We start from the raw sequence: 24819 nt of genomic DNA on the forward strand, positions 1-24819 counted from the left end.
AGGAACCTTGTTGTCCCTCTTTGCCGCTCGCCACGGCGCACCCTTCGGACGCGTCGGAAGCGTGCTTGTTTGATCTCGAGCACCCGCCTGGGGTCGCAAAATGGGTGTGCCAGATGTGCCAGTGTCGGAGCCCGCCGACACGCCCAGGCACGCTGGGTGCGACGCAACAGGGCGAAAATCACGATCTGGGGCCGGGCATATCAATTGCCAATCGGGTGCTTCGCACCGGCGCCCAAACCCGAACAGCCCGGTCGGGTCATACAGACGCCTGTTCGCGTCGCCGGCCGCAGCCCGAGCTGCGGTCGGACGGCGCTCGTGCAGTCAACTCTTACCCAACGAGAACGCAGATGCGGAACCTCTCCTTCGGCTTCGCCCATCCTCTCTCAATCAAAACCAGCTCGGCCGCGATCCTCGCCCTGCTCGCCTCGGGCGCCGCGTGCGGAAGCTATGACGTCGATGAAGGTTCACTCAACGATGCAGAACTAGCCCTCGAAGCGGCGGCCAGCGGGCCGGGCGCCGTCGTCGGCAGCGTCTCCGGCGTCGGCACCAGCGTCGGCGTCGGCACCGGCGTCGGCGCGACCGGGACCGGCGGCTTCGGCAGCAGCTCGGTCGCCACCTCCACCACCGGCGTCGGTGGCGGCGGCACCGGCGGCTTCGGCAGCAGCGTGGTCGCCAGCTCCACCGGCGTCGGCGTCGGCGGCTCCACCAGCAGCTCGGTCACCGGCGTCGGCGGCGGCGCCGGCGTCGGCGGCGGCGACCCCGGCGATCCGCCCCCAGGGGGGCCGCCGGCCGTCGGCTTCTGGCAGCTCGACGACTGCAACGCCGCGACAACGGCGCTGTTCGACTCGTCGGGCAACGGCAACACGGCCACCCGCTCGGCCAACGCGGCGTGCGCTCAAGGGCTCAGCGGCCTCGGCGTCGCCTTCAACAAGGACAACGACAAGATCCTCGTCGACGACGACGCCAGCTTCACGTTCGGACAGAACCTCGCCGTCGCCGCGTGGGTCAAGCCGACCGCGGTGTCGGGGTCGACGCCGCGGACCCTCGTGCAGGAGAAGGGCGGCGGAGAGACGAGCTTCTCCCTCGACATCCGGAACAGCCAGGCGCGGTTCACCGTGACCTTGACCAACGGGCGGACGGTCACCTCCCGCGCCCCCATCCAGGCCAACGTGTGGACCCACGTCGCGGGGACCTACGACGGCACATTCGTGCGGCTCTTCCTGAACGGCGAGCAGGTCGGCCAGATCAGCGCTGCGGGCACGCTCCACGACATCGACGCGCCCATCCGTATCGGCAACAACGTGCAGAAGGAGCGCTTCACCGGCGTGCTCGACGAGGTCTGGCTCTCCGCCTCACCGACGACCGCCTTCGAGATCGCCCAGCTCTCCTGCCTCAGGCGCCCCACGACGGCCGTCGTCACGCCGGAGAGCAGCGGCGTGGTCGCGCCGAACACGCCGGTGGCGTACCAGATCGCCGTCACCAACAACGATGTCGGCTCGTGCCCGGGCCGCGACTACTTCCTCGACATCTTCAGCCCCTCGGGGGGCATCGACGTCTCCGCCAATCCCTCGTTCTTCCCCGGCGTCCTGCCCGGGAGCACGGCGACGTTCCCCGTCACCGTCACCGGCACCGAGGACGCGGATCCCGGCGCCCACGTGATCCCCTTCTCCGTGATCGACTTCAACTCGCCCGAGTTCATCGTCGCCTCCGGGGCCCTCGACTTCGAGCTGGCCGAGCCGACGGGGTGCTTCGTCCGGACGAGCCGGGAGATCTTCGTGAAGGACCTCAGCGTGGTCGAGGATCCCCTCCGCACGACGTTCACTGGACCGCCGGGCGATCCCCGCACGGGCGCATGGACGTTCGCGCGCCTGATGGAGGACATGGCGCCCACGCCCGCCGACGCGCCGGCCATGGTCGAGGAGCTCTTCAGCACCTGGCTGACCGATCAGACCGTGAACGGCTTCACCGTGCCGGCGCGCACGGCGATTCAGCAGGTCGTGCTCGACGAGTGGCCGAGGAGCCCTGACGGGTCGCTCGACCTGCAGCAGGCGCCGCTCTTGCTGCTCGGCATCGTCAACAGGATCGACGTGCGCAACCTCGCCGAAGGCAACGCCGGCGAAGGGAGGTTCGTGTTCGGCGTCGTCAGCCAGGGCTTCCCGCAGCAGTTCACCGTGATCCTGGAGTACAAGCTCCCCGCGTCGACCGAGGCCGACGTGCTCGACTGGGCGAACGACTGGCACGCCCTCGGCAGCCTGCCCTTCCCGTCCGAAGCGTACAACGCGGCGCTCCAGGACATCACCACGCGGTTCGCAGGCCGGAACGCCGCGCCCGGCAAGCCGAACGGGAGCTCGCTCGGGCAGCTCCGCACGAACGAGATCGCGCTCGCGGGGCCGTGGGAGCTGCGCGAGTTCGTCCTCTCGCCCGACACGGGCTTCCTGCGGCCGGAGACCGTCAAGCTGACGCCGGATCTCGGCTTCGACGGGTCGCCAACGCTCGCCGACTTCGTGAACCAGAACGAGGCCTCGATCATCGCGGAGCAGCACACGGTGCCCGACACGTTCCAGGGGAACCCGTTCCTCGGCGGCTCGTCGTTCAACAACCTCACGGCCTGGACCGCTCCTGGCATCCTCAACAACGAGGCACGGCACAAGTTCTCGCTCAACACCTGCAATGGGTGCCACGGCGCGGCGGAGACCGGGACGGGGTTCCTGCACGTGAACCCGAGGTCGCCCGGGAACGAGGCGTCGCTATCGCGCTTCATGACGGGGATCACCGTCGGTGACCCGGTGACCGGTGAGCCGCGCACCTTGAACGATCTGAAGCGCCGGAACCAGGATCTGACGGCGCTGGTCTGCGAGCCTGCCCCGACCTTCGCGGCGCTCAGGGCCGCGCCGACCGGCGGCGCGGCGGCCGGCGCGGCCGCGAGCCGATCGGCGTTCATCCGCCGCGGCATCGGGCGCGTCCACTGATCCGGTAGCGCCCCGGCGGCGAGATGCGGCGGGCGCGGCGGGCGCGGCCGGCGAGCCGCGCCCGCCCGGCCTCCCGAGCGGGCCCCGAGGAGGACGCGCCGTCCCTTCAGCTATCGAGGCCCGCGCAGGAGAGCCGCGTCCCGGCCGGGAGCTCCAGCCCAAATCGCTCTCTCAGGACGTCGAGGAGCGCGTCGTCGCGCACCGAGACGCGCTCGACGCCGTCCACCCGCCAGAACCCCAGCTCGCGGTTGCGCAGCGTCACCCGGCCTTCCGGCGACGGGAGCGCCGCGATGAGGTTGTTCACGAACAGCGAGCTCGGGTGCGTGGACGTGTAATGATTCGCCACCTCGTAGTCGATCGGGAGGTGCTCCTCGAGCGTGAACGCATAGATGTCCTGCCACGCCTCGCCCGCCCTGGAGGCGAGCACCCACGACGAGCCCTCCCGGCGCAGGCCGATCACGTCGAGCACCCGCGCGTGGCCCTCGCCCTCGACGAGCGGGAGCGGCTGCAAGAGCCCCGGACCGCCGAAGCCGACGTCCGCGATGAACGGCCCCTCGGGCAGCTCGACAAGCGACAGCATGTGAGATCGAGGGCCCGTGTCGCTGCGCTGGAACCGCACCCGCGCGATGAGCGTCGTGAGCTTGAACCCGAGCCGGCGCAGCACCGCGGCGAACAGCGTGTTGTGCTCGAAGCAATAGCCGCCGCGGCGCGCCCTGACGAGCTTCGCCTGGACGCTGGCCAGGTCGAGGCGGATCGGTCGGCCGAGCAGGACGTCGAGGTTCTCGAAAGGGATGGAGTAGACGTGCGCCGCGTGAAGCGCGTCGAGGACCTCCCGCGTGGCGGCGAGCGCGCCGCGGTAGCCGATGCGGGCGAGATAAGCGTCGAGGTCGAGCGATGCGCTGTCCTGTGTCGAAGGTTGCATTGGATCGGTGCGGCGAGGATACGCGGCCCCTCGCTCGACCGTCAACGCACCGGCCAGCACATTGACGGCGGTGGAGCGCGTCTCCGCGGCTCGACTCTGCGTCACGCCCCCTGCGCGTCGGGGAAGAGCTTCTGGAAGCTGTCCTTGTCGATCGCCTTCTCCAGCGCCGCCTGGACCGAGATGGTGTCCTTCTTGACGAGCCGCTCCAGCGCCATGTCCATCGTCTGCATGCCGGCGGAGCGGCCCGCCTGCATCAGGTTCGTGATCTGGAACGTCTTGCCCTCGCGGATCATCGCGGAGAGCGCGCTCGATCCGACGAGGATCTCGTGCGCCGCGACGCGGCCCGCGCCGTCCTTCGTGCGGAGCAGCTGCTGGGCGATGATCGCGGCGAGGCTCTCGGCGAGCATGCCGCGGACCTGGAGCTGCTCGTCGGCGGGGAACGCGTTGATGATACGGTCGATCGTCGCGGCGGCGCTGTTCGTGTGGACGGTGCCGAAGACGAGGACACCGAAGCTCGCGAGCTGCAGGGCGAGCTTCATGGTCTCGTTGGTCCGGAGCTCGCCGATCAGGATCACGTCGGCGTCCTCGCGCCCGGCGCTGCGGATCGCGCTCGCGAAGCTGCCCGCGTCGGGGCCGACCTCGCGGTGCGTGATCTGGGCCTTGATGGGGCTGTGCACGAACTCGACCGGATCCTCGATCGTGAGGACATGGCACGCGCGCGAGCGGTTGATGTGATCGATCATCGCCGCGAGCGTCGTGGACTTGCCGGAGCCGGTCGGCCCGGTGATCAAGATGAGCCCGCTCGTCCGCTCGGACAGCCGGCGGGCGATCTCGGGGCAGCCGAGATCGTCGAGCGAGAGGATCTTGCTCGGGATGGTGCGGAAGACGGCCGCGAGCCCGGTGGTCTTGTAGAAGTAGTTCGCGCGAAAACGGGCCCTGTCCGCGTAGGAATAGGCGAAATCGAAATCGAGCTCGTCGACGATCCGCCGCGTCTCCTCGGGGGTCGTGATCTCGAAGAGCAGCGCCTCCATCTCGGCGGCGTCGAGGGGCGTGTCGCGCAGGGCGATGAGCTCGCCGCGGGCGCGCACGAGCGGCGGGTAGCCGATGCCGAGGTGCAGGTCGCTGCCCTTCCTGGAGAGCAGCTCGTCGAAGAGGCGGTCGATGCGGGCCACGTTACGCTCCCTTCTTTCCGAAGAGCGCGCCCGCGCGCTCGAAGAGGCCCTTGCCCGCCTCGACGGGCGCTGATTTGGACGCGTCGGGCGCGGGGGCGGGCGGCCGCCTGTCCGGCGTGAGCATGGGCTGCCGCCTGCCGGCGAGGACGGCCTCGAGCTCGTCGGGGGCCTCCGCCACCTTGAGCGCGGCCTCGAGCGTGGTCTTGCCGGCGCGGACGAGCTCGGCCAGCGAGTCGTCCAGGCGGATGATCCCGAGGCCCTTCCCCCGCTGCTGGAGGCTCGGGATCTGGAACGTCTTGGAGTCGCGGATGAGGTTCCAGAGCGGGACAGAGCCGGGCAGGACCTCGGCGGCCGCGACCATGCGCTTGCCGCCCTCGCTCGGCAGGAGCCGCTGGCTGACGATGAGCCGGAGGCCGCCCGCGAGGGTGACGCGCACCTGCTGCTGATCGCCGGGCGGGAAGAGGTCTATCAGCCGATCGATGGTCTTCGCGGCGCTCGGGGTGTTCATGGTGCCGAGGACGAGGTGGCCAGTCTCGCTCGCGGCCAGCGCCATGCGGACCGTCGCCGTGTCCCTGAGCTCGCCGACGACGATGACGTCGGGGTCCTCGCGCAGCGAGGCCTTGAGGGCGTTCTCGAAGGAGCGGGTGTGCGTGCCGACCTCGCGCTGGCTGATCATCGCCTTGCCGCGCGCGTGGACGAACTCGACGGGATCCTCGACCGTGATGATGTGATGGCTGGTCTCGCGGTTCAGGATGTCGACGATCGCGGTGAGCGTCGTGGTCTTGCCGTGGCCCGTCGGCCCGGTGATCACGATGAGGCCCTGGTGGTGGCGGGTGGCGAGCCCGATGGCGTCGGGCAGGCCGAGCGACGCGAGGGTCGGGATGGTGCGCGCTATCAGCCGGAACGAGCCCTTGTACCCCTGCCGGTGGCGCGAGATGTTCACCCGGAAGCGGCCGATCGCGCCGAGCTCCAGGGCGAAATCGCAGGAGCCCTCGACCTCGAGCACCTGCGAGAGGCGCGGCGGGACGCGCGGCAGGAGGAGGGACTCGACGGCCGCCGGGTCGAGCGGCTCGCCGTGCGGCATCAGCTCGCCCGCCACGCGCAGGAGCGGCGGGCGGCCGGCGACGAGGTGCAGATCGCTCGCGCCCTGATCACGCGCCATGGCGAGCAGCCCGTCGAGGGCGGCCGCCTGCACCTCGGCGGAGGAGGGCCGCGCGCGCCCGCCCGCGGCGGCCACGCGCGCGGCGGCGCGGGGCTCCGGGGACGGCGAGGACGGGCGGGCAGCCGGCGCGGCGCGCTCGGCGGCCGGCGCATCGTCGGCGCGCGCCTCGAAGCGGGCCACCGAGGGCCGGCTGGCGCGGGGCTCTGCAGGCGGCGGCGGGGAGCGGAGGTCGAGCGCGACCTCCGAGGAGCTCGTGCGCTTCGCGTCCTGCTCGCGCGGCGGTGGGCGCTGCCCCTCCTCGGGCGCGAGGTGCTCCCGCATGGAGAGCTGCTGCGAGGGGCGCGCGGGAGGCGCGGCGGCCGAGGTCCCCGACTGCATCCGCGTCATGCGGGCGTGCACGAGGTCGCCCTGGCGCGCGGCGACGACGGAGATGGCGCCGATGCCCTCGATGCGGATGTGCCACTGCGACGGCTTCGCGCCGAGGGCCTCCAGGTGGCGGCCGCCGCCGAGCGCGCTGAGGAGCATGAGGATGTCCTCCGTGGAGAGCGCGCCGGGATCGACGGCCTGGAAGGCGCCCGAGACCTTGACGCTGGGCATGCGCCCGGTGGCCACGGCGAACTCTGTCACCTCGGGGCGGTTCAGTTGCGAGAGCCAGGATCGAAGGGCGTTCATCGTCGTCGCTCGTCTCCGCAAGCCGACTCTATCAACGATGAGGCGCCGCGTTTCAAAATGTGGTGCAACGGCGGCGACATTCAGCCGCGGCGACCCGCGCCGCGCGGCCACACGCCGACTCCCTCCCACCGCCTCCGCTCGCGACGACCGCGCGATCCTCCGCGGAGCGGTGCGACCCGGCTCACGCCCGCGGCGTGCTCCGCCGCGACGCGGCGCCGGGCTACTGGATCGCGAGCTTGAGCCGGGCGCCCTTCACGAAGTGGCCAGGCGTCTTGCCCTTCTCGCCGGGAGGCGCCTGCTGCTCCGAGTCGATGGTGAGCTGCATGTTGCCGGTCGACTCGATCTTCTTCATGGTCACCCTGGCGATCTCGACCCATTTCGTGGATCTCGGTCCGGCGGGGTCCTCGACCTTGCGGAAGAGCACCGCCTTGGTCCCCGCGGCGACCGGCTTCTCGGTCGTGGAGACGAGCGGCAGCAGGGTCGCGACCTTCCCCGCGCGCGAGACCAGCCTGCCATAGACCTCCACGGAGAAGGTGTCCCACTCGCCCACGCCGGGGGCCGAGGCGGGCTCTGCCGTAGGCGCGCTCTCCGCGCCGGCAGCCGCCGCCGGCGGAGCCTGCCGCGGCGTGGGGGGGTGCTCTGCCGAGGCCGCGATCGGCGTGGCGGAGAGGAGCGCGGCCGCGCCCGCGGCGACGAGCGATCGCGAGCGCCTGGAGAGGGAGAGCCAATCACCAACCGTCTTCATGCACCATGCTCCTTCGCTACTTCGACGTGTTCCCACGACCCGCGCGAACTCCGCAAGTCCGCAAACACCGCAGTCACAAAACTTGTCATCGTGACGCAGACTGACACCCTCCGCAACTCATTTCTCGATCTCGACGGCGTTTGCGTTCATGAGCCGTTCGTCACATTCGCACTCGCACTCGCACTCGCACTCGCATTCACATCCGTCATCGTCCATCGTCGCGGGTGACCCCGGCGCGGCCCGTATCACCGGCGCCCGGCTGTGCTCTCTCCCGCGTCTCTCCCGCGCGCTGCGCAGCTTCACCTTCATCGTCGGCAGCTCGTCAGCTGCTCGTCAGCTTCTCTCCGCCCTGAGCGATCGGGCGCGCCTCGCTCGGATTCAGGTGCTGGCCGCGCCGGCGAGGCCGCCCGGGCTCCGGCTGCGCGGCGCACGCAGGGGTGCGTCGCGGCTCGCCTGAGCTCACCTGGTCATCTGGCTTGCCTGTCGTTCTGGCTCGCCCGTCGTTCCGGCTGCCTGGTCGCCCGGCGTGACCGCCTGCCTGGGCTCTCCGGCTCGCCTCGCTGGTTCTCCGACAGGTCCATCAGCGCGCTTCGCGCGGCGCGCTCTCGAAGAGCGAAACACCCGCGCGAGCGACAGGCTGGCTCGGTCCAAGCCCGCCGTGCCTCATTCTCACCCGTCCGACGAAACCAGCTGCGCACAGCGACGCGATCTCTCCCTCTCCAACCTCGCTCCGGGAACCTTCCCGGTGCCATCCAACACCGCCGACCCGAAAATCGATGTCGGAGTAAGAGTCGCGTTCCAACCAAGATATCATGTCTTCGTCAAAGCAGAGCAGAAATTTTCGGACGCAGTCGATTCTGGTGCGCCCCCGTGCGTGCGTGTGTGACGCGTGCCGGCGCAGGCATGCGCCGGTCTGTCCATGCGTGCCGGCGCAGGCGTGCGCCGGTCTGTCCATGCGTGCCGGCGCAGGCGTGCGCCGGTCTGTCCATGCGTGCCGGCGCAGGCGTGCGCCGGCGGGCCGTGCCGCTGTAGGATGGCCGCGGAGGAACAGAGCCCATGCCCACGGTCGCCGATCACTACGACAAGCTCCTCGCCGAGCACTATTCGAGGATGTTCGGGGATTACGACGCCAAGGTCGCCGAGCAGCGGGCGCTGTTCGAGCGCCTCGGCCTGCGCCCTGAAGGCTCGTCGGGCGGCCCGCACGAGGCCATCGACCTCGGGTGCGGCTCCGGCTTTCAGTCCCTCGCGCTGGCGCAGCTCGGGTTCAGGGTGACCGCCGTGGACACGTCGGACAGGCTGCTCGCCGAGCTCGAGGCGCGCCGCGGGCAGCTCGCCGTCGAGATCGTGAGAGGGGATCTCCTGGACGCGCTGGAGCGCTCGGACACCCCCTGCGCGCTCGCCGTGTGCATGGGCGACACGCTCCCCCACCTCGGCAGCAAGTCGGACGTGGAGCGGATGTTCGCCGGCTGCGCCCGGAGACTCGCGCCCGGCGGCCGTCTCGCGCTCACGTTCCGCGACCTCACCCGCGAGCTCGAAGGCGCCGACCGGTTCATCCCAGTACACGACTCGGCAGATGTGATCATGACCTGTTTCCTCGAGTACGAACCCGAGACCGTCAAGGTGCACGACCTCGTTCACACGCGCGGCCCAGAAGACGGCCGGTGGACGCTGTCAGCGAGCTTCTATCGCAAGCTGCGCCTCGCCCCCGATTGGGTCTGCGACAGGCTCGACGCGGCAGGACTCCGCGTCATCCATCGCGAGATCGCGCGCGGCCTCGTCACGCTCGTCACGCTCGCCGCGCGCTCCTGAGCTGACGTGGGCCGGGATACGAACACCCATTCAAATACCTCCTATGGAGGTTGATGATGCGGGCGACGCGGCGCTAACTTGATATGGGAGGATCAGACCCATGTCCGAGAGAGCGAGTCAGACAGGCACGAACGACGCGGGGCAAGCTGCGGTCGTCAACCGGCCGTCGCGGGATGAGGTCCAGGACCTGCGGCGAGAACGAGACGAGGCGCGCCAGCTCCTGGCCACGCTGGTCGTGGCGCTCAAGCGCGCGACGTTCCGGCACGGCAGCTACATCGACGGGCTGGGCGCCGCGATGGTCGCCGTGGATCGGTGGTCCAAGCCACGAGGCCGATGATCGAAGGGCCGGCCCCGGGCTGCGGTGATGCCCGGAGTCGCGGCCCATGCCCCGAGAGGCCTCCTGCGCGCCGCCTTGGCCGCTCGAACGACGTCGCCGCCCGTGGACGCAGCGCGCGGCGGCGGACGCGGCGGTACCCTGGCGCCGGCCCCGTCTGCCGGCTAGGCGCGAAGGCCGGAACGGAGTAGGTTCCCGGCATGGCCGGATACCGCAGTCGTACATCCACCCAGGGGCGCAACATGGCAGGGGCGCGCGCGTTGTGGCGCGCCACCGGCATGAAGGACGCGGACTTCGAGAAGCCGATCGTCGCCATCGCCAACAGCTTCACGCAGTTCGTTCCGGGGCATGTCCACCTCCACGACGTCGGGCAGCGGGCGAAGAAGGTCATCGACGCCGCGGGCGGGTGGGGCGTCGAGTTCAACACCATCGCCATCGACGACGGCATCGCGATGGGCCACGCCGGCATGCTGTACTCGCTGCCGAGCCGGGAGCTCATCGCCGACAGCGTCGAGTACATGGTGAACGCGCACTGCGCCGACGCGCTCTTGTGCATCTCGAACTGCGACAAGATCACGCCCGGCATGCTCCTCGCCGCCATGCGGCTCAACATCCCGACCGTCTTCGTCTCGGGCGGCCCGATGGAGGCGGGCAAGCTCGTCGGGACCCACGACCGCGACGGCAAGCCGCTCATCCGGAAGCTCGACCTCATCGATCCGATGATCGCCGCGAGCGACGACAAGGTGACCGACGCGGATCTCGCCGCGATGGAGCGGTCCGCGTGCCCGACCTGCGGCTCGTGCTCCGGCATGTTCACGGCCAACAGCATGAACTGCCTCAACGAGGCGCTCGGCCTCGCGCTGCCCGGCAACGGCACGCTGCTCGCGACGCACGCGGCGCGCTGGGATCTCTTCGAGGCGGCGGCGAAGCGCGTCGTCGCGCTCGCGCAGCGGCACTACGTCGACGGCGACGCCTCGGTGCTGCCGCGGAGCATCGCGACGTTCGAGGCGTTCGAGAACGCGATGGCGCTCGACATCGCGATGGGCGGCTCGACGAACACGGTGCTCCACATCCTGGCGGTGGCCCGCGAGGCGCAGGTGGACTTCAAGATGGCGGACATCGACCGGATGTCGCGCAAGGTGCCCAACATCTGCAAGGTCGCGCCGTCGTCGCATCACCACGTCGAGGACGTGCACCGCGCGGGCGGCGTGCTGACGATCCTCGGCGAGCTCGACCGCGCGGGGCTCATCCACCGGCAGGTGGGCACGGTCCACACGGGCACGCTGGGCGAGGCCATCGACGAGAACGACATCCGCCGCCCCACGGCGACGGCCGCCGCGAAGAAGCGCTCGCTCGCCGCGCCGGGCGGCGTGCCGACCACGGTCGCGTTCTCGCAGGACAAGTACTTCGCCGACACCGACGATGACGCCCAGAAGGGCTGCATCCGCGACGTCGACAACGCGTACAGCCGCGAAGGCGGGCTCGCCGTGCTCTACGGCAACATCGCGGTGGACGGCTGCATCGTGAAGACCGCCGGCGTCGATCCCGAGATCTGGAAGTTCGAGGGGCCCGCGCGGGTGTTCCACTCGCAGGAGGCGGCGTGCGACGCGATCTGGGACAACCAGATCCGCTCGGGCGATGTGGTCGTGATCGTCTACGAGGGGCCGAAGGGCGGCCCCGGCATGCAGGAGATGCTCTATCCGACGTCGTTCCTGAAGGGGAAGGGCCTCGGGAAGGCGTGCGCCCTCATCACCGACGGCCGGTTCAGCGGCGGGACGTCGGGCCTGAGCATCGGGCACGTCTCGCCCGAGGCGGCCGAAGGCGGGACCATCGGGCTCATCGAGGAGGGCGACCGCATCCGGATCGACATCCCCGCCCGGACGATCGATGTCCTCGTCAGCGAGGCGGAGCTGGATCGCCGCCGCCACGCCGCCGAGGCGCGCGGCGCCGATGCGTTCAGGCCGAACCGCGACCGGAAGGTCTCCCCTGCCCTGCGGGCTTACGCGCTGATGGCCACGAGCGCCGCCAACGGCGCTGTCCGCGATGTCGGCCAGATCGAGCCGAGCCGGCGCGCCGGGGACGGCGCGACCGCGACCGCCCCCGCGCAGCGCAAGTAACGGAGCAGCAGCCGCCGAGCCGCGCAGGCGAGGCGCGGACGAGGCGCGGACGAGGCGCGGACGAGGCTACAACGCGCGCAGCGCGGCGGCCGCCGTCGCTGGAACGGGTGGCCACCGCCCCGGCCACCCGACGCGCCTCGGCGCCCGGCGCAGGTCGGGCGCCGCAACGCTCCGGGCCGGTACAGCATCGACCACAACGGGGGTGCGCCCGGTCGCGTATGATGCCGTACATGAGAAAATTGGCGCTCATCGTGGCCACCTCTCTCGCCTCGGGTTGCAGCCCGAAGGTGCGTGATTTCCCTGCTGACCACGACGTGGGGAGCGGTGGAAGCGGGGCAGGCGGCGGCAGCAGCGCCACCGCCAGCAGCAGTGACGCGACCACCAGCAGCGGCGCCAGCAGCAGCAGCGGCGCCAGCAGCAGCAGCAGCAGCAGCAGCGGCGGTGTGACGGACGGCTGCATCGACCCGGTGGAGGACTGCCCGCCAGCGCAGAGCGCCTGCATGGAAGCGGTGTGCAGCGAGGGTGAGTGTGCGGAGCGGCCGAGGCCGGCGCGGACCCCCTGCGGGGCAGACGGCAGCGCGGAGTGTGATGGAACCGGGGACTGCGTGACGTGCGCGGGCGGCATGCAGTGCGAGTGCGGGGAGCCGGGTTGCCCGAACACGTGCGGATCGACGGACGTGATGGTCATGCCTCCGAGCTGCGCGGGGGGCAGGCCGGGCGCCGGGGACAGCTGCGGGCCGGGCGACGCGAGCTGCTGCGACAACAGGATGGTCCCCTGTGGCACTTTCCTGAGGGGCTACGACGGGACGCCGAGCACAGACGACGCGTTCCCCGCGGCCGTCAGCGACTTCCGCCTGGACAAGTACGAGATCACGGTGGGGCGATTCCGGGCGTTCGTGGATGCCGGGCAGGGCGTGCAGGAGAGGCCGCCCGCCATCGGGGCTGGCCGGCACCCCCACGTCAGCGGCAGCGGGTGGATCGCGGGGTGGAACACGCGGCTCGCGCCGAACACCGCGGCGCTCCGGGCGGCGCTGCAGTGCAACGGCGATCGCCTCTGGACGTGGACCGACACCCCCGGGTCGAACGAGGAGCTGCCGATCAATTGCATCACCTGGTTCGAGGCGTTCGCGTTCTGCGCGTGGGACGGCGGCCGCCTGCCCTCCGAGGCGGAGTGGGACTATGCGGCTGCCGGTGGCGACGAGCATCGACCTTACCCCTGGGGCTCCGGGATCGACGGCGATCGCGCCTCCTACAACTGCACCGGGGATGGAAGCGCCGCCGGGGTTTGCGCGCTGAGCGACATCCTGCCGGTCGGGTCGAAGCCGCGTGGCGACGGGCGATGGGGGCACTCGGATCTGGCCGGGAATCTGTGGGAGTGGACGATGGACTGGTGGCAGGATGCGCTCCCCACGCCGTGCATCGACTGCGTGCATCGCGTGGACGGCGATCGCGACGCGACGCGGGTCACCCGCGGCGGGAGCTACCGCGCGCCGGCGACGGACCTGCGCGCAGGCAACCGCGACTTCAGTTATCCCATCGACCGCGTCAACAACATCGGCGCCCGCTGCGCGCGCTAGAGCGACGGTCACCCGCTTCGGAGACGGGCCCATCTCGACGTTTTCGGTGCTCAGCGCACTGGAGTGCGCTTGCGCGCCGAAAACGCCGATCTGGGCCCGTCTCCTGTGCGGGAGACCGCCGCTCTGCTCGGCGTGTAGCTGAGGTCGGCGGAAACCGCTGTGGATCGGACGTCACGGGATGTCGCTGGACGTCCACGAGGCCGGATTCGACGCCGGGCGTGGTGTGCGATGTCGACGCTGAGGCGCGGCGTGCTAGAGCGCGCGATCGTGGCGTCATCGCGGGGCCAGGCTCAAGGGCAGCAGATCACCGTCGTGGGCGCAGGGGTGATCGGGTTGACCACGGCGGTCGTGCTCCAGCGCGACGGCCACCGGGTGCAGGTGATCGCAGCGGCGCGCGGCGAGCGCACGACGTCCGCGGTCGCGGCCGCGCTGTGGCATCCTTTCCTGGCGAACCCGCCCGAGCGCGTCAACGCGTGGTCCTCGACGAGCCTCGATGAACTCACGCGCATCGCGAACGAACACCCGGAGGCGGGCGTGGATCTCCTGACCGCGCGCGAGGCGGCGGACGACACGCGCCCGCCGTGGTGGGCTCCGAGCGTCCCGGACCTCGCGCTCGAGCCTGGACCCCACCCGCTGGGCGCGCCGTACAGCCTGCGGTTCACGGCGCCGCGCATCGAGCCATCGCTGCACCTGCCCTGGCTGGAGGCGCAGCTCGACTGTCCAGTGCGCACCGAGCACGTGCGATCGCTCGCCGAGGTCGAGGGCGACTGCATCGTGAATTGCACCGGGCTCGGAGCGCGCGCGCTCACCGGCGACGGCGAGCTCATCGGCGTCTACGGCCAGGTGGCGATCGTCGAACCAGGCGAGATCCCCCCAGATGTCGCACTGGGTGATGAAAGGGACGAATCGGCGCTCGTTTATGTCATCCCAAGGCGTCGCGAGATCGTGATTGGCGGTTGTTTCATCCCGTCGCCCGATGATCGCCCGTTGACGCCTGATCCCGAGCTTGCTGACGCAATGCTCCAGCGGGTGCGCGCGGCCGGGCTCGAGCCGGGCCGCTTGCTCGGCTCACGCGCCGGGCTGCGACCTTATCGGAGCACCGTGCGGGTCGAGCGTGAAGGCCGTGTGATCCACAACTACGGCCACGGCGGCTCGGGATACACGCTGGCATGGGGTTGTGCCCACGAGGTGAGGGCAATGCTGCGGGACGGCAGCGCGTCGACACACGGCCATGTCTAGCGGAATGTGCCGAGCGCACTGTTTTGACGCGCGCGACGCTGTCAGCGTCAGCGCGGCGCTCCAGGCCTGTTCCTCGGACAACGGCAGCGGCGCCAGCGCCAACGCCGTCGCGAACGCCGCCACGAGCCAACGCAAGCGGATGCAGGCGGACGGCGTCATCGTAAACCTCGTAAACCGACGCAACGGTCGCAACGGTCGCAACGGCCGTAAGCGTCGTAACCGACGCAACCGTCGCAAACCGAAACAAACGACGCTGCTTCTGGAATCCAGCCAACCAGAAAGCCCAACGCAACGCTCCGAAAGTCCCGTTGTGCTCCTGTTGCTAGGCTGCTAGATTGGATTCGTGCTCGTCTGCGAGCGTCTCCCGCCTTCTCTCGCAGTGGGACCGCCCATGGCGCTCCTCTGTTCATCCGAGGGAATGGACGTGGATGGCCTCGCTCTGGAGGTCGCTAACCCCTGACGACCTGTCGGTGCCATCGCTGGAACGCGGTCCCGAGTGGTCGATCGTTCGTTTGCGCTTGATCCGGTGTCCACCGTTCGCTGTCACCAACGTGAAGATCCGACGCTTCCCCCGGGAGTTTTGAGCGCCATGAACAACGACGAGAATCGACTCAGTCGTCCAACGGGGCGGCCAGCCGTCTGGAATTTCACGAGGAACAACGACGAGAAGTGCCCGAGCCGCCCCTCGGGCAGGCCGTCGGGGCGGCCCTCGGGCAGGCCGTCAGGGCGGCCCTTGGGCAGGCCGTCGGGGAGACCTTCCGGGCGGCCGGCCCTCTGGAGCGTCCTGCCGCTCGACAGCGGCTTGCTGCAGACCCGGACGATCGAGTGGCCGACGGTGGCGCTCTTCGCGGGGTCGTGCGCCCTCTGGGCGACGGCGGTCACCGCGGGCATCGCGGGCTGGGTGTCGACCGTTCCGGCCGTGCTCGCGGCGGCGGTCGCCGCGTATGCCGCCTTCACGCCGATGCACGAGGCCTCGCATCGGTCGCTGGCGCGCTCCGCGCTGCTGAACGGCGTGATCGGGCGGCTGTCCGGGCTGCTGCTCGTGGCGCCGTTCCTGGCGGTGCGTCACTTCCACCTCGAGCATCACAAACACACGAACGAGGCGGACCGGGATCCCGACTACTGGAGTGGGCGCGGCCCGTGGTACCTCCTGCCGCTCCGCTGGGCGACACAGGATCTCCACTACTACTATCTATTTTTGCGCTCCTACCACGCGCAGAAGCGCGCGGAGCGGATCGAGACGGTCGCGTCGCTCGCGGCCATGCTCGCGCTCGTGGTGCTGGCCTTCGGTCTCGGCGTTGGCCAGCTCGCGCTCCTCTACTGGATCTTGCCGGCGCGGCTGGCGATCTTCTTCCTCGCGTTCGCCTTCGACTACCTGCCTCACTTCCCCCACGAGATCACGGCGACGCAGAACCGGTACAGCGCGACGCGCGCGGTCGACAGCGTGCTGTTCAACGTGCTGCTCTTCGGGCAGACGTATCACCTGATCCACCACCTCTACCCGGCCGTGCCGTTCTTCCGCTACCGGACCGTGTGGAAGCACCAGCGCGAGGAGCTCATGAAGCTCCGCTCGGAGAGCATCCCCCCGCCGCGGGCGTCGCTTCCCCTGATCACGGCGGGCAGCCTCGCCGCGCCGCGGACGCCCACGATCCAGACGGTTCACCCCACGCAGGGCGCGGCCGAGCTCGACGCCATCTGACCCGCTCCACGGCGTTTCCGCCCACCTCAGCTACATGCCAAGCAGAGCGGCGGTCTCCCGCACAGGAGACGGGCCCAGATCGGCGTTTTCGGCGCGCAAGCGCACTCCGGTGCGCTGAGCACCGAAAACGCCGAGGTGGGCCCGTATCCGAAGCGGGTGACCGCCGCTCTAAAGGCGGGTGCGGCGGCGGGTGCGGAGCGCTCGCGGTGGCAGCAGGACCTCTCGGAAGAGCAGCGCCTCCGCCACGGCGCGGCGGTCCAGCGCGACGCTGGACGCGTCGAGGCGCGACCCGAACGCGTCGGGCCGTCGCTCGGCCGTGCCGAGCGCCGGGATCGCGGCGCGCGCCCTGATGAGGATCGACAGCGACTGCGCGGGCACCTGATGCGCCGCCAGGACAGCGCCCGCGAGGAGGGCCCGGGCGTCGAGGACGGCGGGGACCCGGCCGGCGAGCAGCGCGTCGCGCGCGCGCGACGCCTCCTGGCGCTCGTGCGGTCCGTAGTCGAGCCCGCTGATGTCCTGCAGACCGAAGCCGGACAGGGCGGTGAGCGGGCCGGCATAGAGGCGCTCCACGATCCACGCGGCCATGGCGGCGAAGGGCGCCAGCGGGACGGGGCGAAAGGCGCCCCCCACGGGCAAGAGCAGGTCATCGAGGCTCACCTCGGCGTGGCGGCGCGCCCACGCCTCCCGCAGGACGCGCGCGTCCTCGTTGAGCCCGCCCCGCTCGAGGACCATGCACCCGATGAGCACGCGCAGGTGCGGCGGAGGGTGCTCGTCATAACGCGCGCCGGTCACGTCCGTCTGGACGACGATGGACGCGTACGGCTCGTCCTCCTGGAAAAACAGCTCGCTCATCGTGAGCACGTAGGCGGGGCCGAACATGAGCGTGCCGAAGACGTCACAGAAGATCTCCTCGAACCACACGCCGAACACCCGCCTGAGCGCGGGAGCCCCGATGCGAGCGCCGTCCGGCGCGAGCGGGCGCACCCGCTCGCCCCCCAGGCCGAGCTCGCGGCGCAGGGCCGGCTCGAGGCCGTCGACCGAGGCCAGGAAATCGTGGCCTATCTCGTGCGCGAGCGCCGGCCAGCGCAGCGGGGTCGAGAAGAAGTCGACAGGGAGGAAGATGGGCGCGATCGACGTCGGGATGAAGCCCGTCCAGATCGCGAGATCGAAATCCGTGAGCTGCGTGGCCGGCGCTCCGCTCCGGAGCGGCAGCCCCTCCGCCCGCGCGAACGCGATCACGGGGGCGTAGCAGGCGTCGGCGAGGGCGTCCGCGTCGCCGAGATCGGGCAGGAACGACGGGTCGCGGCGCTGCCCCACGAGCGCCGCGATCTCGCCCACGACGAGCTCGATGCGGTCCGCCGCGGCCTCCGCCTCGCGCGCCGTGAGGCCCGCGTCGACGGCGGCGCGCAGGCGCCCGATCTCGTGCGGGACCCCGAGGAGCACGTCCGTGAAGCGCCGGTTCGCCCGTTCGTGACGCACCACCTCGCCGAGCGCCACGGCGCTCTGCTCGAGCTCGACGAGCCGCAGGAGCACCACGGGCAGCCGGTCGGCGTCGGGCGCGCGCGGGGCACCGAACGGCATCCCGGCCCATGGCGCAGCGCTCGGCGGCGCGACATCAACGGGCCCCGTACCGCTCCCCGGCGCGACGTCGACGAGCGCTGGTTCGCTCCGCGGGGCGTCCTCGCCGCCGGGCCGCGCGGCGGCACGCTCGGCGCGCCTGGCTTGCAGGCTCCTGTACAGGCTCGCGAGCTTGACGAGCGCCCAGATCACTCCGACGAGGGCGCCGACGTATTTCTCGAGGTCGATGTCACGCATGGCGCCCGTCCAGCGTCGTCGGGGGGCGGCCCTCCGGCCGCGCGGCTCTCCGGCCGCGCAGAGCGCGGCGATAACGCGCGGGGCGGGCCGAGCACCTCGGCCAGGACGAAGCGCCGCACGAGCGCGTCGCGGCGGCCGAGCCACGCGAGGAGCGGGCTCGGTGGGTCGCGCGGCGGCACCTCACGACTCCCCGGCGGGATCGGGCTTGCCCCCCGTGGTGCCGGCGATGCCCTGGCGCATCTCGGTGTCGGCGATGACGTTGCGCATGTTGTAGTAGTCCATGACGCCGAGCTTGCCCGTGCGGAGCGCCTCCGCGACGGCGAGCGGGATCGTCGACTCCGCCTCGACGAGCTTCGCCCGCATCTCCTGCGTCTTGGCCTTCATCTCCTGCTCCTGGGCGACCGCCAGCGCGCGGCGCGACTCCGCCTTGGCCTGCGCGACCTGCTTGTCCGCCTCGGCCTGCTCCGTCTGGAGCTTCGCGCCGATGTTGGAGCCGACGTCGACGTCGGCGATGTCGATGGAGAGGATCTCGAACGCCGTCCCCGCGTCGAGGCCCTTCTTGAGCACGTTCTTCGAGATGGTATCCGGGTTCTCGAGGACGTGTTTGTAGTCGTCGGCCGAGCCGATGGTCGAGACGACGCCCTCGCCGACGCGGGCCAGCACCGTCTGCTCGCCCGCGCCGCCGACGAGGCGCTCGATGTTGGCGCGCACGGTCACGCGCGCGATCGCGAGGAGCTGGATGCCGTCCTTGGCCACGGCCGAGACCTTCGGGGTCTCGATGACGCGCGGGTTCACCGACATCGCCACCGCCTCGAGCACGTTGCGGCCGGCGAGATCGATCGCGGCCGCGCGCGAGAAATCGAGCTCCATCCCCGCCTTGCCGGCCGAGATGAGCGCGTTGACGACCGCCTCCACCCGGCCGCGGGCCAGGTAGTGGGCCTCGAGCATGTCGACGGACACCCCCTCGAGACCCGCCTTCACGGCGCTGATCCGCGCGTTGACGATCTGATCGGGCGGCACCCGGCGCAGGCGCATCGCGATGAGCGTGAGCATCGAGACCCCGGCGCCCGACGCCTGCGCGGCGACCCACAGCCGGAGCGGCACCATGTACAGCGTCGCGACGATGGCGACGAGCACGAGCCCGCCGATCACGATGACCGAGATGATCTCCATATCCCTCTCCACCCGTCCCTGTCCGTGAAGGGCCGCCTCTCGCGCGCTCTCTAGGGCTTGAGCGGCTCGACGACGACCCGATTCCCCTCCACGCTCGCGACCCGCACAGGCGTGCCAGCCTCCACGTAGAGGCCGTCGGTCACGACATCGACCGCGCGATCCTCGATCTCGACCGTGCCGGCGGGGCGGAGCGGCGTGAGCGCCCTGCCCTCCTTGCCGGCAAGCGCGGCGAGCCGCGCGTCCGGGCCACGCCCGCTCCGCTGGGTCTCGAGCAGCACCATCTTGCGGCCCACCGGCGTCCTCGGGACAGCCCAGAACAGGAGCCCCGTCACGCAGACGCCGGCGCCCAGGGCGAGCAGGCCGTAGCCGATCCCGAGGGCCGCCCATGCGAGCGCGACCGCGCCGAGCACGGCGGCGCCGCCGAGGAGCCCGACGAGGCCGACGCCGGGGATGACCAGCACCTCGATGGCGAGCAGCACGAGCCCCGCCACGAGCAGCGCGACGACGAGCAGCGCGGGCGTCACGCTCCGCGCTCCTCGTCCGCGCTGCGCGCGACCGCCCTCACGACGACCCGGCCCCCCTCCGCGCGGATCACCCGCACGCGGGCGCCGGCCTCGACGTAGCCGAGCTCCGAGAGCGCCTCCAGGCGGCGGCCGTCGAGCGCGACCTTGCCCGAGGGGCGCAGATCGGTCGCGGCCGTGCCGAGCCGGTCCACGAGCGACGCGGGCGCCGCCGAGCCCTCGGGAGGTCCTCCGACGGCGACGCCGCGGATCGCCGCGTCCAGAACGAGCCGCCGCCCGAAGCGCGTCCTCGGCGCGACGCGGGCGGCGCCCACGGCGAGCGCCGCCGTCGCCGCGAGCGAGCCGCACACCGAGGCGAGGGCGCGCGGCAGCCAGCCTGCGTGCCAGGCGACGTCGACCGGCACGCGCTCGAGATCGAGGAGCGACAGGAGGAGGGCGCTCGCCACGAACGCGGCGCCCGCGACCCCGGGGACGATGTGCCCCGGGACCAAGATCTCCACCGCGATGAGGATCGCGCCGACGGCGAAGAGCGCGAGCTCCTCCCAGCCGGCGAGCTTCACGACGTGGTGCCCGAAGAAGAACAGCGCGAGGCACGAGAGCCCGACGGCGAGCGGGACGCCGTGGCCCGGCGCATACAGCTCGAGGAGGATACCGAGCATCCCGAGGGTCATGAGGACCCCGGAGAGCGTGGGATCCGAGAGGAAGCGCGCGAGCTCCTCGGCGAAGCTGGGGCGCGGGCGGAGGATCTCCGCGGGCTGGGGGCGGCCCAGGGCGCCGAAGAGGTCTGCCTCGCTGCCGGCCTGCACCTCGGCGACGCCCCACGCGAGCGCCTGCGCGCCGTCCAGCGTGAGCAGCTTCCCCTTCTCGTCGAGGCCGGGGACCTCCACGTCGGCGTCGACCATGGCCTCGGCGATGTCGCCGCGCCGCCCCTTGGCCTCGGCGGTCGCGCGCATCTCCTTCCGCATGTAGGACACGACCTTCTCGGCGACAGGCTTCATCTCGCCGCCCTCGCCGATCTGCACAGGCGTCGCCGCGCCGAGGGTGGCGCCGGGGGCGACCGCGATGACATCGCACGCGAGCGAGATGAGCGCTCCGGCCGAGATCGCCCGCGGGTTGACCCAGCACACCGTGCGGACGCGCGCCCGGAGCAGCGCGTCCCGGATGGCGAGCGCGGCGTCGATGCGGCCGCCGAGCGTGCTGATGTCGAGCACGAGGAGGTCGCCTTCCCCCTGGGCGGCGACGATGCGCTCCAGGAACGGCGAGAGGCCGAGATCGATCGTCCCGGAGATCGCGACCACGGTGACCTTGCCCGCGCCGGGGATCGGCGGGAGCGCTCGCGGGCCCGGCGGCGCCGGGGCTCCGGCCGCGCCGCCCGGGCCCGCAGGGGGCGCCGCCTCGCCGCGGGCGGGGAGGCACAGCGCCATCGTCGCGAGGAGCGCGAGGAGCGGGGTCGCGCGCCGCGCCCACCTCGTGGCCTGTTCCAGCAGGCGCCACAAACCAGTCAAGCCCCGCTCCCTGCGATGGCGGCTCGGCTCGCGCCGCGCGCCATGCTCCCTGAGGTTCACGCCGAAGAACGCCGAGACAAGGGTAGCGCATGGCGGCGCTCCACGATACCCCCGTGCTCAGGCTGCTCCGCCGCTGCGCGCCATGAACCTCGCCACCGCGTCCGCGAACTCGGCTGGTCGCTCCACGATCCAGTCGTGGCTTCCCTTCGAGGAGACGACAAGGGTCGAGTCGGGGATCAAGCGTTGGATGGCGAGGGCCGAGCCGAGCGGCACCGTGAGATCGCGCGCGCCCCAGGCGAGCAGCGTCCTCACGCGCACCCGCGCCGCATGGCCGCTCAGGTCCGCGGTCGCGGCGATCCGCAGCAGGCTCAGCGCGCTCCGCGCGTGGAAGAGCAGGTTGTGGAGGAGCGCAGGCGTCCCTCGCGCGACGAAGCGAGGCTCGAGCAGCGCCTCGGCCGCGCGGGCGAGGACGAGCGAGAGGACCGAGCCCGGCGGGTTGAATCCGATGGAATCGACGAGCACGACCCCGGTGAGCCGCTCGGGGTGCAGCGCCGCGACGATCAGCGCCACGGCGCCAGACAGCGAGTGGCCGATCAGCGTGACGCGCTCGAGGCGCAAAGCCCGCAAGGCCTCGGCGACGCAGCGCGCATACCGCTCCAGGGCCCACGGCGCGCGCAGCCGGGAGGCGCGGCCCGAGCCGGGCAGCTCCAGGACGAGCACCCGCGCGTGGCGCGCCATCGCCTCGACCGCTGGCTGGTAGGTCGCGCCGTCGATCAGCATGCTGGGCAGAAGCACCGCGGGCTTGCCGGTGCCCGTCTCGGTCACATAAAGGATCTCGTCTCCGACGCGGATCTCACGCCCACGGCCTTCCGCCCGAGCCCCCCGCCTCGCCGCGGGGCCCGCGGAGCTGGGCAGGATCTTCTCTCCTCGACCCGACCGGAGGACATACGAGCCGGCGACAAGGAGCGAGCGTCCGGCGCAGGATCCCGTCGTTCCGCTTCGTCGAATGTGCTTTCCCATGATCGGCGAGCCGTTGCCGGACGCGTGCCAGCGCGGGCTGGTTTGCCGCGAATTCGCCGCGGGGATCGCGTGAAAACCTGGAAGGCCGTTGAGCCTGTCGCGCGCCGCGCTAAGCTCCTCGACACAGGCTTCGACGCATCACTCTCCAGGCTGACTGGGGCCAGCAGGCATGTCGCCGCGGGCCGAGAGCCGGACGGCGCCTGCTCGGACAACCAGCTCTTCTGGAATGACAGAGGCGATATGTTGAGGTTCCGCTCCACGTCCGGAGATCGGAAGATGGCCGAGCTCAGCGTCTCGGCGCTCTCCGTATCCGCTGCGATGTCCGTCCTCTCCCAGGGTGCATGGGGGACGGACGCGCCGCCCGCTGCGGAGGTCCAGTGGGCCTATGCGCTCGTCGCTGCGCTCGGGTATCTGCCCGCCGCGATCGAGATCGCCGCAGCCACGCTGCGGCGGACGGGAATGTCGGCCGAGGCGTATTTGCGGAAGAACGCGGCGCAGCTGGATCCGGGGGGACCCGAGGGGGAGATCGTGGGTCAGGTGCTCGGCGACGCGCTGGAGTCGCTCGGCGAGGAGACGCGCCGGGTGGTGCATGCGCTCGCCGTGCTGCCTGCGGCGGGCATCCCGCTGGAGGTGGTCGCCGCCGCGGCGGGGAAGCCGGCGCCCTCCGCTGCGCGGCCGCTCCAGCTGCTCGTGCATGGGCGGGTGGTGTCGCTCGAGCAGGGCCCGCAGACCTTCACGATGACGCCCCCCGTGCGCGCCGCGGCCCGCGAGGACGCGGCGGCCGACGCGAGGCGCTGGGACGCGCTCCACCGGGGGTCGGCGGACGCGATGCAGGCGCTGCTCTTCTGGACGGCCGCGGCCGAGGGGCGGCCGGCGGCGGCGTCGCGCCGGCGCGTCGCCTGCGAGCTCTTCGCGGCCCTCGACCTCGCGCCGTTCCGGGACGGCGAGCGCGGCGCCGAGGTGCTGGCGCGGGCGCTCGTCGACGCCTGCACGGTGGTCGATCTCGGGCTCCCGGCCGAGCTCCAGCAGCGCTTGCTCGACGAGGCGGCGCGGCTCTCGGGCGACGCGCTCCCCGAGCTGCGCGAGCGCGCGCTCGCGGCGCTCGAGAGCGCGCGCCGCGCCGAGCTCGCGAGCAAGCGGCGCGGCACCTTCGGGACGCTCCGCGCGACGCCGGCCGCCCGCGAGCGCGGCCGCCCGGGTCACCGCGACGTCCTCCGCAAGGCGGTGCGCGCGAACGCGCAGCGCGCGGCGGCGCGGAGCTCGCCGCCGGCCGACGACGAGATCTTCTGTAACGCAAAGGAGCTGCTCGCGCGCGGCAACCGGCGCCTCGCCGAGGGCGCGATCGAGGCCGCCGTGGCGGACTACGGCGAAGCGCTCGCCGGGTTCGAGGCGGCCGTGCACGGGCGTGGCCAGGCGACCGCGCTCCTGCTCCGCGGCGACGTGCACCGGCGGCAGGGGGACATCGCGGCCGCCTCGCGCGATCATGAGCGGGCGCTGTCGCTGTTCAGGGCGGCGTCCGACCGGGCAGGAGAGGCGATGGGGTTGCTCGCGCGCGGCAACCTCCGGCTCGACCAGGACGAGCTGGCCGGGGCGGCGAGCGACTACGGGTGCGCGCTCACGCTCCTCAGGGCGTGCCGCGATCGCCTGGGCGAGGCCAACGTGCTGAAGGCGCAGGGCGATCTGTGCTTCAGGGAGGGGGACCTCGCGGGCGCCGCGCGCGCCTACGACCGCGCGCTCTACATCCTCGAGGGCGTGGAGGAGCGGGTCCTCAGCCAGCTGCGCTCGCCCCCGCCGAGCAGCCGCGATGAGCGTCGCGGGGCGAGCTCACGCGCCCGCGCCGCGCGCGAGGTGCTCCCGCAGCCCGATCTCCTCCGGGCGCTCGGGTGCGAGCAGACGCATGCGCGCACGTGGCAGGCCCGCGGCGACCTGCGCCTGCGCGAGCGGCAGACGGCGCTCGCGGCGCGCGACTATGGCAATGCGATCCTGCTGTACCGGGACAGCGGAGATCGCCGCGGCGAGGCCGCCGCGCTCAAGGCCCGCGGCGACCTGCGCCGCCAGCGGGGCGCGCTCCCGGGCGCGCAGCGCGACTACGAGGATGCGCTGCGGCTCTTCGAGGAGCTCGGGGACAGCGCGGGACAGGCCGCGGTGCTCCACGCGCGCGCCGATCTGCGCTGCGAGCGGGGCGACACCGCCGGGGCGGCGCTCGATTATTCGAGGGCGCTCGCCCTGTTCGACGCGACGGGCGACCCCGCTGCGCATCTAAATTCCAAGGGCGCCGTCACGGGCGTCTCCCACCGCGAGGACCCACCGCGCCGCGCCGCGGCGGCAGTCCCGCGGTGAGGACGGGGCTGCGCGGGACCGAGCTTTA

General features: G+C 71.8%; 17 protein-coding genes. 8 read left to right on the top strand and 9 right to left on the bottom strand.

Features of this window, described 5'->3' with window-relative positions:
• The first annotated feature begins 347 nt into the window (after nucleotides 1–347).
• Entirely contained in the window at nucleotides 348–2969 is a 2622-nt protein-coding gene (locus tag WMF45_RS29900; protein WP_437708266.1) for a LamG-like jellyroll fold domain-containing protein, read from the top strand.
• 106 nt (nucleotides 2970–3075) lie between these two features.
• Here the strand turns inward: WMF45_RS29900 and WMF45_RS29905 are convergent, their stop codons facing one another.
• The 4 genes from WMF45_RS29905 to WMF45_RS29920 form a co-directional block, all read right to left on the bottom strand.
• Nucleotides 3076–3891 (bottom strand): arylamine N-acetyltransferase family protein, encoded by an 816-nt coding sequence (locus WMF45_RS29905; RefSeq protein WP_437708268.1) that lies wholly within the window; start codon nucleotides 3889–3891, stop codon nucleotides 3076–3078.
• Between the two features lie 101 nt (nucleotides 3892–3992).
• Complete coding sequence (locus WMF45_RS29910) at nucleotides 3993–5063, bottom strand: type IV pilus twitching motility protein PilT (RefSeq protein WP_437708270.1); 1071 nt, start codon at nucleotides 5061–5063, stop codon at nucleotides 3993–3995.
• Between the two features lies 1 nt (nucleotide 5064).
• The gene (locus WMF45_RS29915) at nucleotides 5065–6897 is read right to left on the bottom strand and encodes a type IV pilus twitching motility protein PilT (RefSeq protein WP_437708272.1); all 1833 of its coding nucleotides are present in this window, start codon (nucleotides 6895–6897) and stop codon (nucleotides 5065–5067) included.
• A gap of 220 nt (nucleotides 6898–7117) precedes the next feature.
• Nucleotides 7118–7642 (bottom strand): hypothetical protein, encoded by a 525-nt coding sequence (locus WMF45_RS29920; protein WP_437708273.1) that lies wholly within the window; start codon nucleotides 7640–7642, stop codon nucleotides 7118–7120.
• A 1056-nt stretch (nucleotides 7643–8698) separates the two neighbouring features.
• On the opposite strand from WMF45_RS29920, the gene WMF45_RS29925 reads away from it, so the two are divergent.
• The 6 genes from WMF45_RS29925 (at nucleotide 8699) to WMF45_RS29950 (ending at nucleotide 16417) form a co-directional block, all read left to right on the top strand.
• Nucleotides 8699–9451 (top strand): class I SAM-dependent methyltransferase, encoded by a 753-nt coding sequence (locus WMF45_RS29925; protein ID WP_437708275.1) that lies wholly within the window; start codon nucleotides 8699–8701, stop codon nucleotides 9449–9451.
• 100 nt (nucleotides 9452–9551) lie between these two features.
• A complete protein-coding gene (locus tag WMF45_RS29930) occupies nucleotides 9552–9788 on the top strand; it encodes a hypothetical protein (protein WP_437542125.1) in 237 nt (78 codons plus the stop codon).
• A gap of 197 nt (nucleotides 9789–9985) precedes the next feature.
• On the top strand, nucleotides 9986–11902 hold the full coding sequence (ilvD, locus tag WMF45_RS29935) for a dihydroxy-acid dehydratase (RefSeq protein ID WP_437708277.1): 1917 nt from the start codon (nucleotides 9986–9988) through the stop codon (nucleotides 11900–11902).
• A gap of 230 nt (nucleotides 11903–12132) precedes the next feature.
• Nucleotides 12133–13479: a formylglycine-generating enzyme family protein gene (locus tag WMF45_RS29940; protein WP_437708279.1), complete on the top strand. Its 1347-nt coding sequence runs from the start codon at nucleotides 12133–12135 to the stop codon at nucleotides 13477–13479.
• Between the two features lie 267 nt (nucleotides 13480–13746).
• Complete coding sequence (locus tag WMF45_RS29945) at nucleotides 13747–14718, top strand: FAD-dependent oxidoreductase (protein ID WP_437708281.1); 972 nt, start codon at nucleotides 13747–13749, stop codon at nucleotides 14716–14718.
• Nucleotides 14719–15307: 589 nt separating this feature from the next.
• Nucleotides 15308–16417 carry a fatty acid desaturase gene (locus WMF45_RS29950; protein WP_437708283.1) on the top strand — a complete coding sequence of 370 codons (1110 nt, stop codon included), beginning with the start codon at nucleotides 15308–15310 and terminating at the stop codon, nucleotides 16415–16417.
• A gap of 168 nt (nucleotides 16418–16585) precedes the next feature.
• Here WMF45_RS29950 and WMF45_RS29955 read toward each other — a convergent pair whose 3' ends face one another.
• From WMF45_RS29955 to WMF45_RS29975, 5 genes are all read right to left on the bottom strand, one after another.
• A complete protein-coding gene (locus WMF45_RS29955; protein WP_437708285.1) occupies nucleotides 16586–18232 on the bottom strand; it encodes a hypothetical protein in 1647 nt (548 codons plus the stop codon).
• A gap of 180 nt (nucleotides 18233–18412) precedes the next feature.
• On the bottom strand, nucleotides 18413–19405 hold the full coding sequence (gene floA, locus WMF45_RS29960; protein ID WP_437542137.1) for a flotillin-like protein FloA: 993 nt from the start codon (nucleotides 19403–19405) through the stop codon (nucleotides 18413–18415).
• A 50-nt stretch (nucleotides 19406–19455) separates the two neighbouring features.
• Nucleotides 19456–19929, bottom strand: coding sequence for an NfeD family protein (locus WMF45_RS29965; protein ID WP_437708287.1), 474 nt, complete (start codon nucleotides 19927–19929; stop codon nucleotides 19456–19458).
• A complete protein-coding gene (locus WMF45_RS29970) occupies nucleotides 19926–21431 on the bottom strand; it encodes an NfeD family protein (RefSeq protein WP_437708289.1) in 1506 nt (501 codons plus the stop codon). Before WMF45_RS29970 ends, WMF45_RS29965 begins: the two co-directional genes overlap by 4 nt.
• A 117-nt stretch (nucleotides 21432–21548) precedes the next feature.
• Nucleotides 21549–22256, bottom strand: coding sequence for an alpha/beta fold hydrolase (locus tag WMF45_RS29975; protein WP_437708291.1), 708 nt, complete (start codon nucleotides 22254–22256; stop codon nucleotides 21549–21551).
• Nucleotides 22257–22727: 471 nt separating this feature from the next.
• Here WMF45_RS29975 and WMF45_RS29980 point away from each other — a divergent pair, with 471 nt between their 5' ends.
• Nucleotides 22728–24791 carry a hypothetical protein gene (locus WMF45_RS29980; protein ID WP_437708293.1) on the top strand — a complete coding sequence of 688 codons (2064 nt, stop codon included), beginning with the start codon at nucleotides 22728–22730 and terminating at the stop codon, nucleotides 24789–24791.
• Nucleotides 24792–24819: the final 28 nt, after the last annotated feature.

Origin of the sequence: Sorangium sp. So ce448 (assembly GCF_051520915.1) — a bacterium.
GTDB lineage: Bacteria > Myxococcota_A > Polyangia > Polyangiales > Polyangiaceae > Sorangium > Sorangium cellulosum_B.

What these genes read in the sequence shown, in the direction of transcription:
- WMF45_RS29900 (WP_437708266.1), top strand. Translation starts at nt 348, where the DNA reads ATGCGGAACCTCTCCTTCGGCTTCGCCCATCCTCTCTCAATCAAAACC.
- WMF45_RS29905 (WP_437708268.1), bottom strand. Translation starts at nt 3,891, where the DNA reads ATGCAACCTTCGACACAGGACAGCGCATCGCTCGACCTCGACGCTTAT.
- WMF45_RS29915 (WP_437708272.1), bottom strand. Translation starts at nt 6,897, where the DNA reads ATGAACGCCCTTCGATCCTGGCTCTCGCAACTGAACCGCCCCGAGGTG.
- WMF45_RS29920 (WP_437708273.1), bottom strand. Translation starts at nt 7,642, where the DNA reads ATGAAGACGGTTGGTGATTGGCTCTCCCTCTCCAGGCGCTCGCGATCG.
- WMF45_RS29925 (WP_437708275.1), top strand. Translation starts at nt 8,699, where the DNA reads ATGCCCACGGTCGCCGATCACTACGACAAGCTCCTCGCCGAGCACTAT.
- WMF45_RS29930 (WP_437542125.1), top strand. Translation starts at nt 9,552, where the DNA reads ATGTCCGAGAGAGCGAGTCAGACAGGCACGAACGACGCGGGGCAAGCT.
- ilvD (WP_437708277.1), top strand. Translation starts at nt 9,986, where the DNA reads ATGGCCGGATACCGCAGTCGTACATCCACCCAGGGGCGCAACATGGCA.
- WMF45_RS29940 (WP_437708279.1), top strand. Translation starts at nt 12,133, where the DNA reads ATGAGAAAATTGGCGCTCATCGTGGCCACCTCTCTCGCCTCGGGTTGC.
- WMF45_RS29950 (WP_437708283.1), top strand. Translation starts at nt 15,308, where the DNA reads ATGAACAACGACGAGAATCGACTCAGTCGTCCAACGGGGCGGCCAGCC.
- WMF45_RS29955 (WP_437708285.1), bottom strand. Translation starts at nt 18,232, where the DNA reads ATGCGTGACATCGACCTCGAGAAATACGTCGGCGCCCTCGTCGGAGTG.
- floA (WP_437542137.1), bottom strand. Translation starts at nt 19,405, where the DNA reads ATGGAGATCATCTCGGTCATCGTGATCGGCGGGCTCGTGCTCGTCGCC.
- WMF45_RS29980 (WP_437708293.1), top strand. Translation starts at nt 22,728, where the DNA reads ATGGCCGAGCTCAGCGTCTCGGCGCTCTCCGTATCCGCTGCGATGTCC.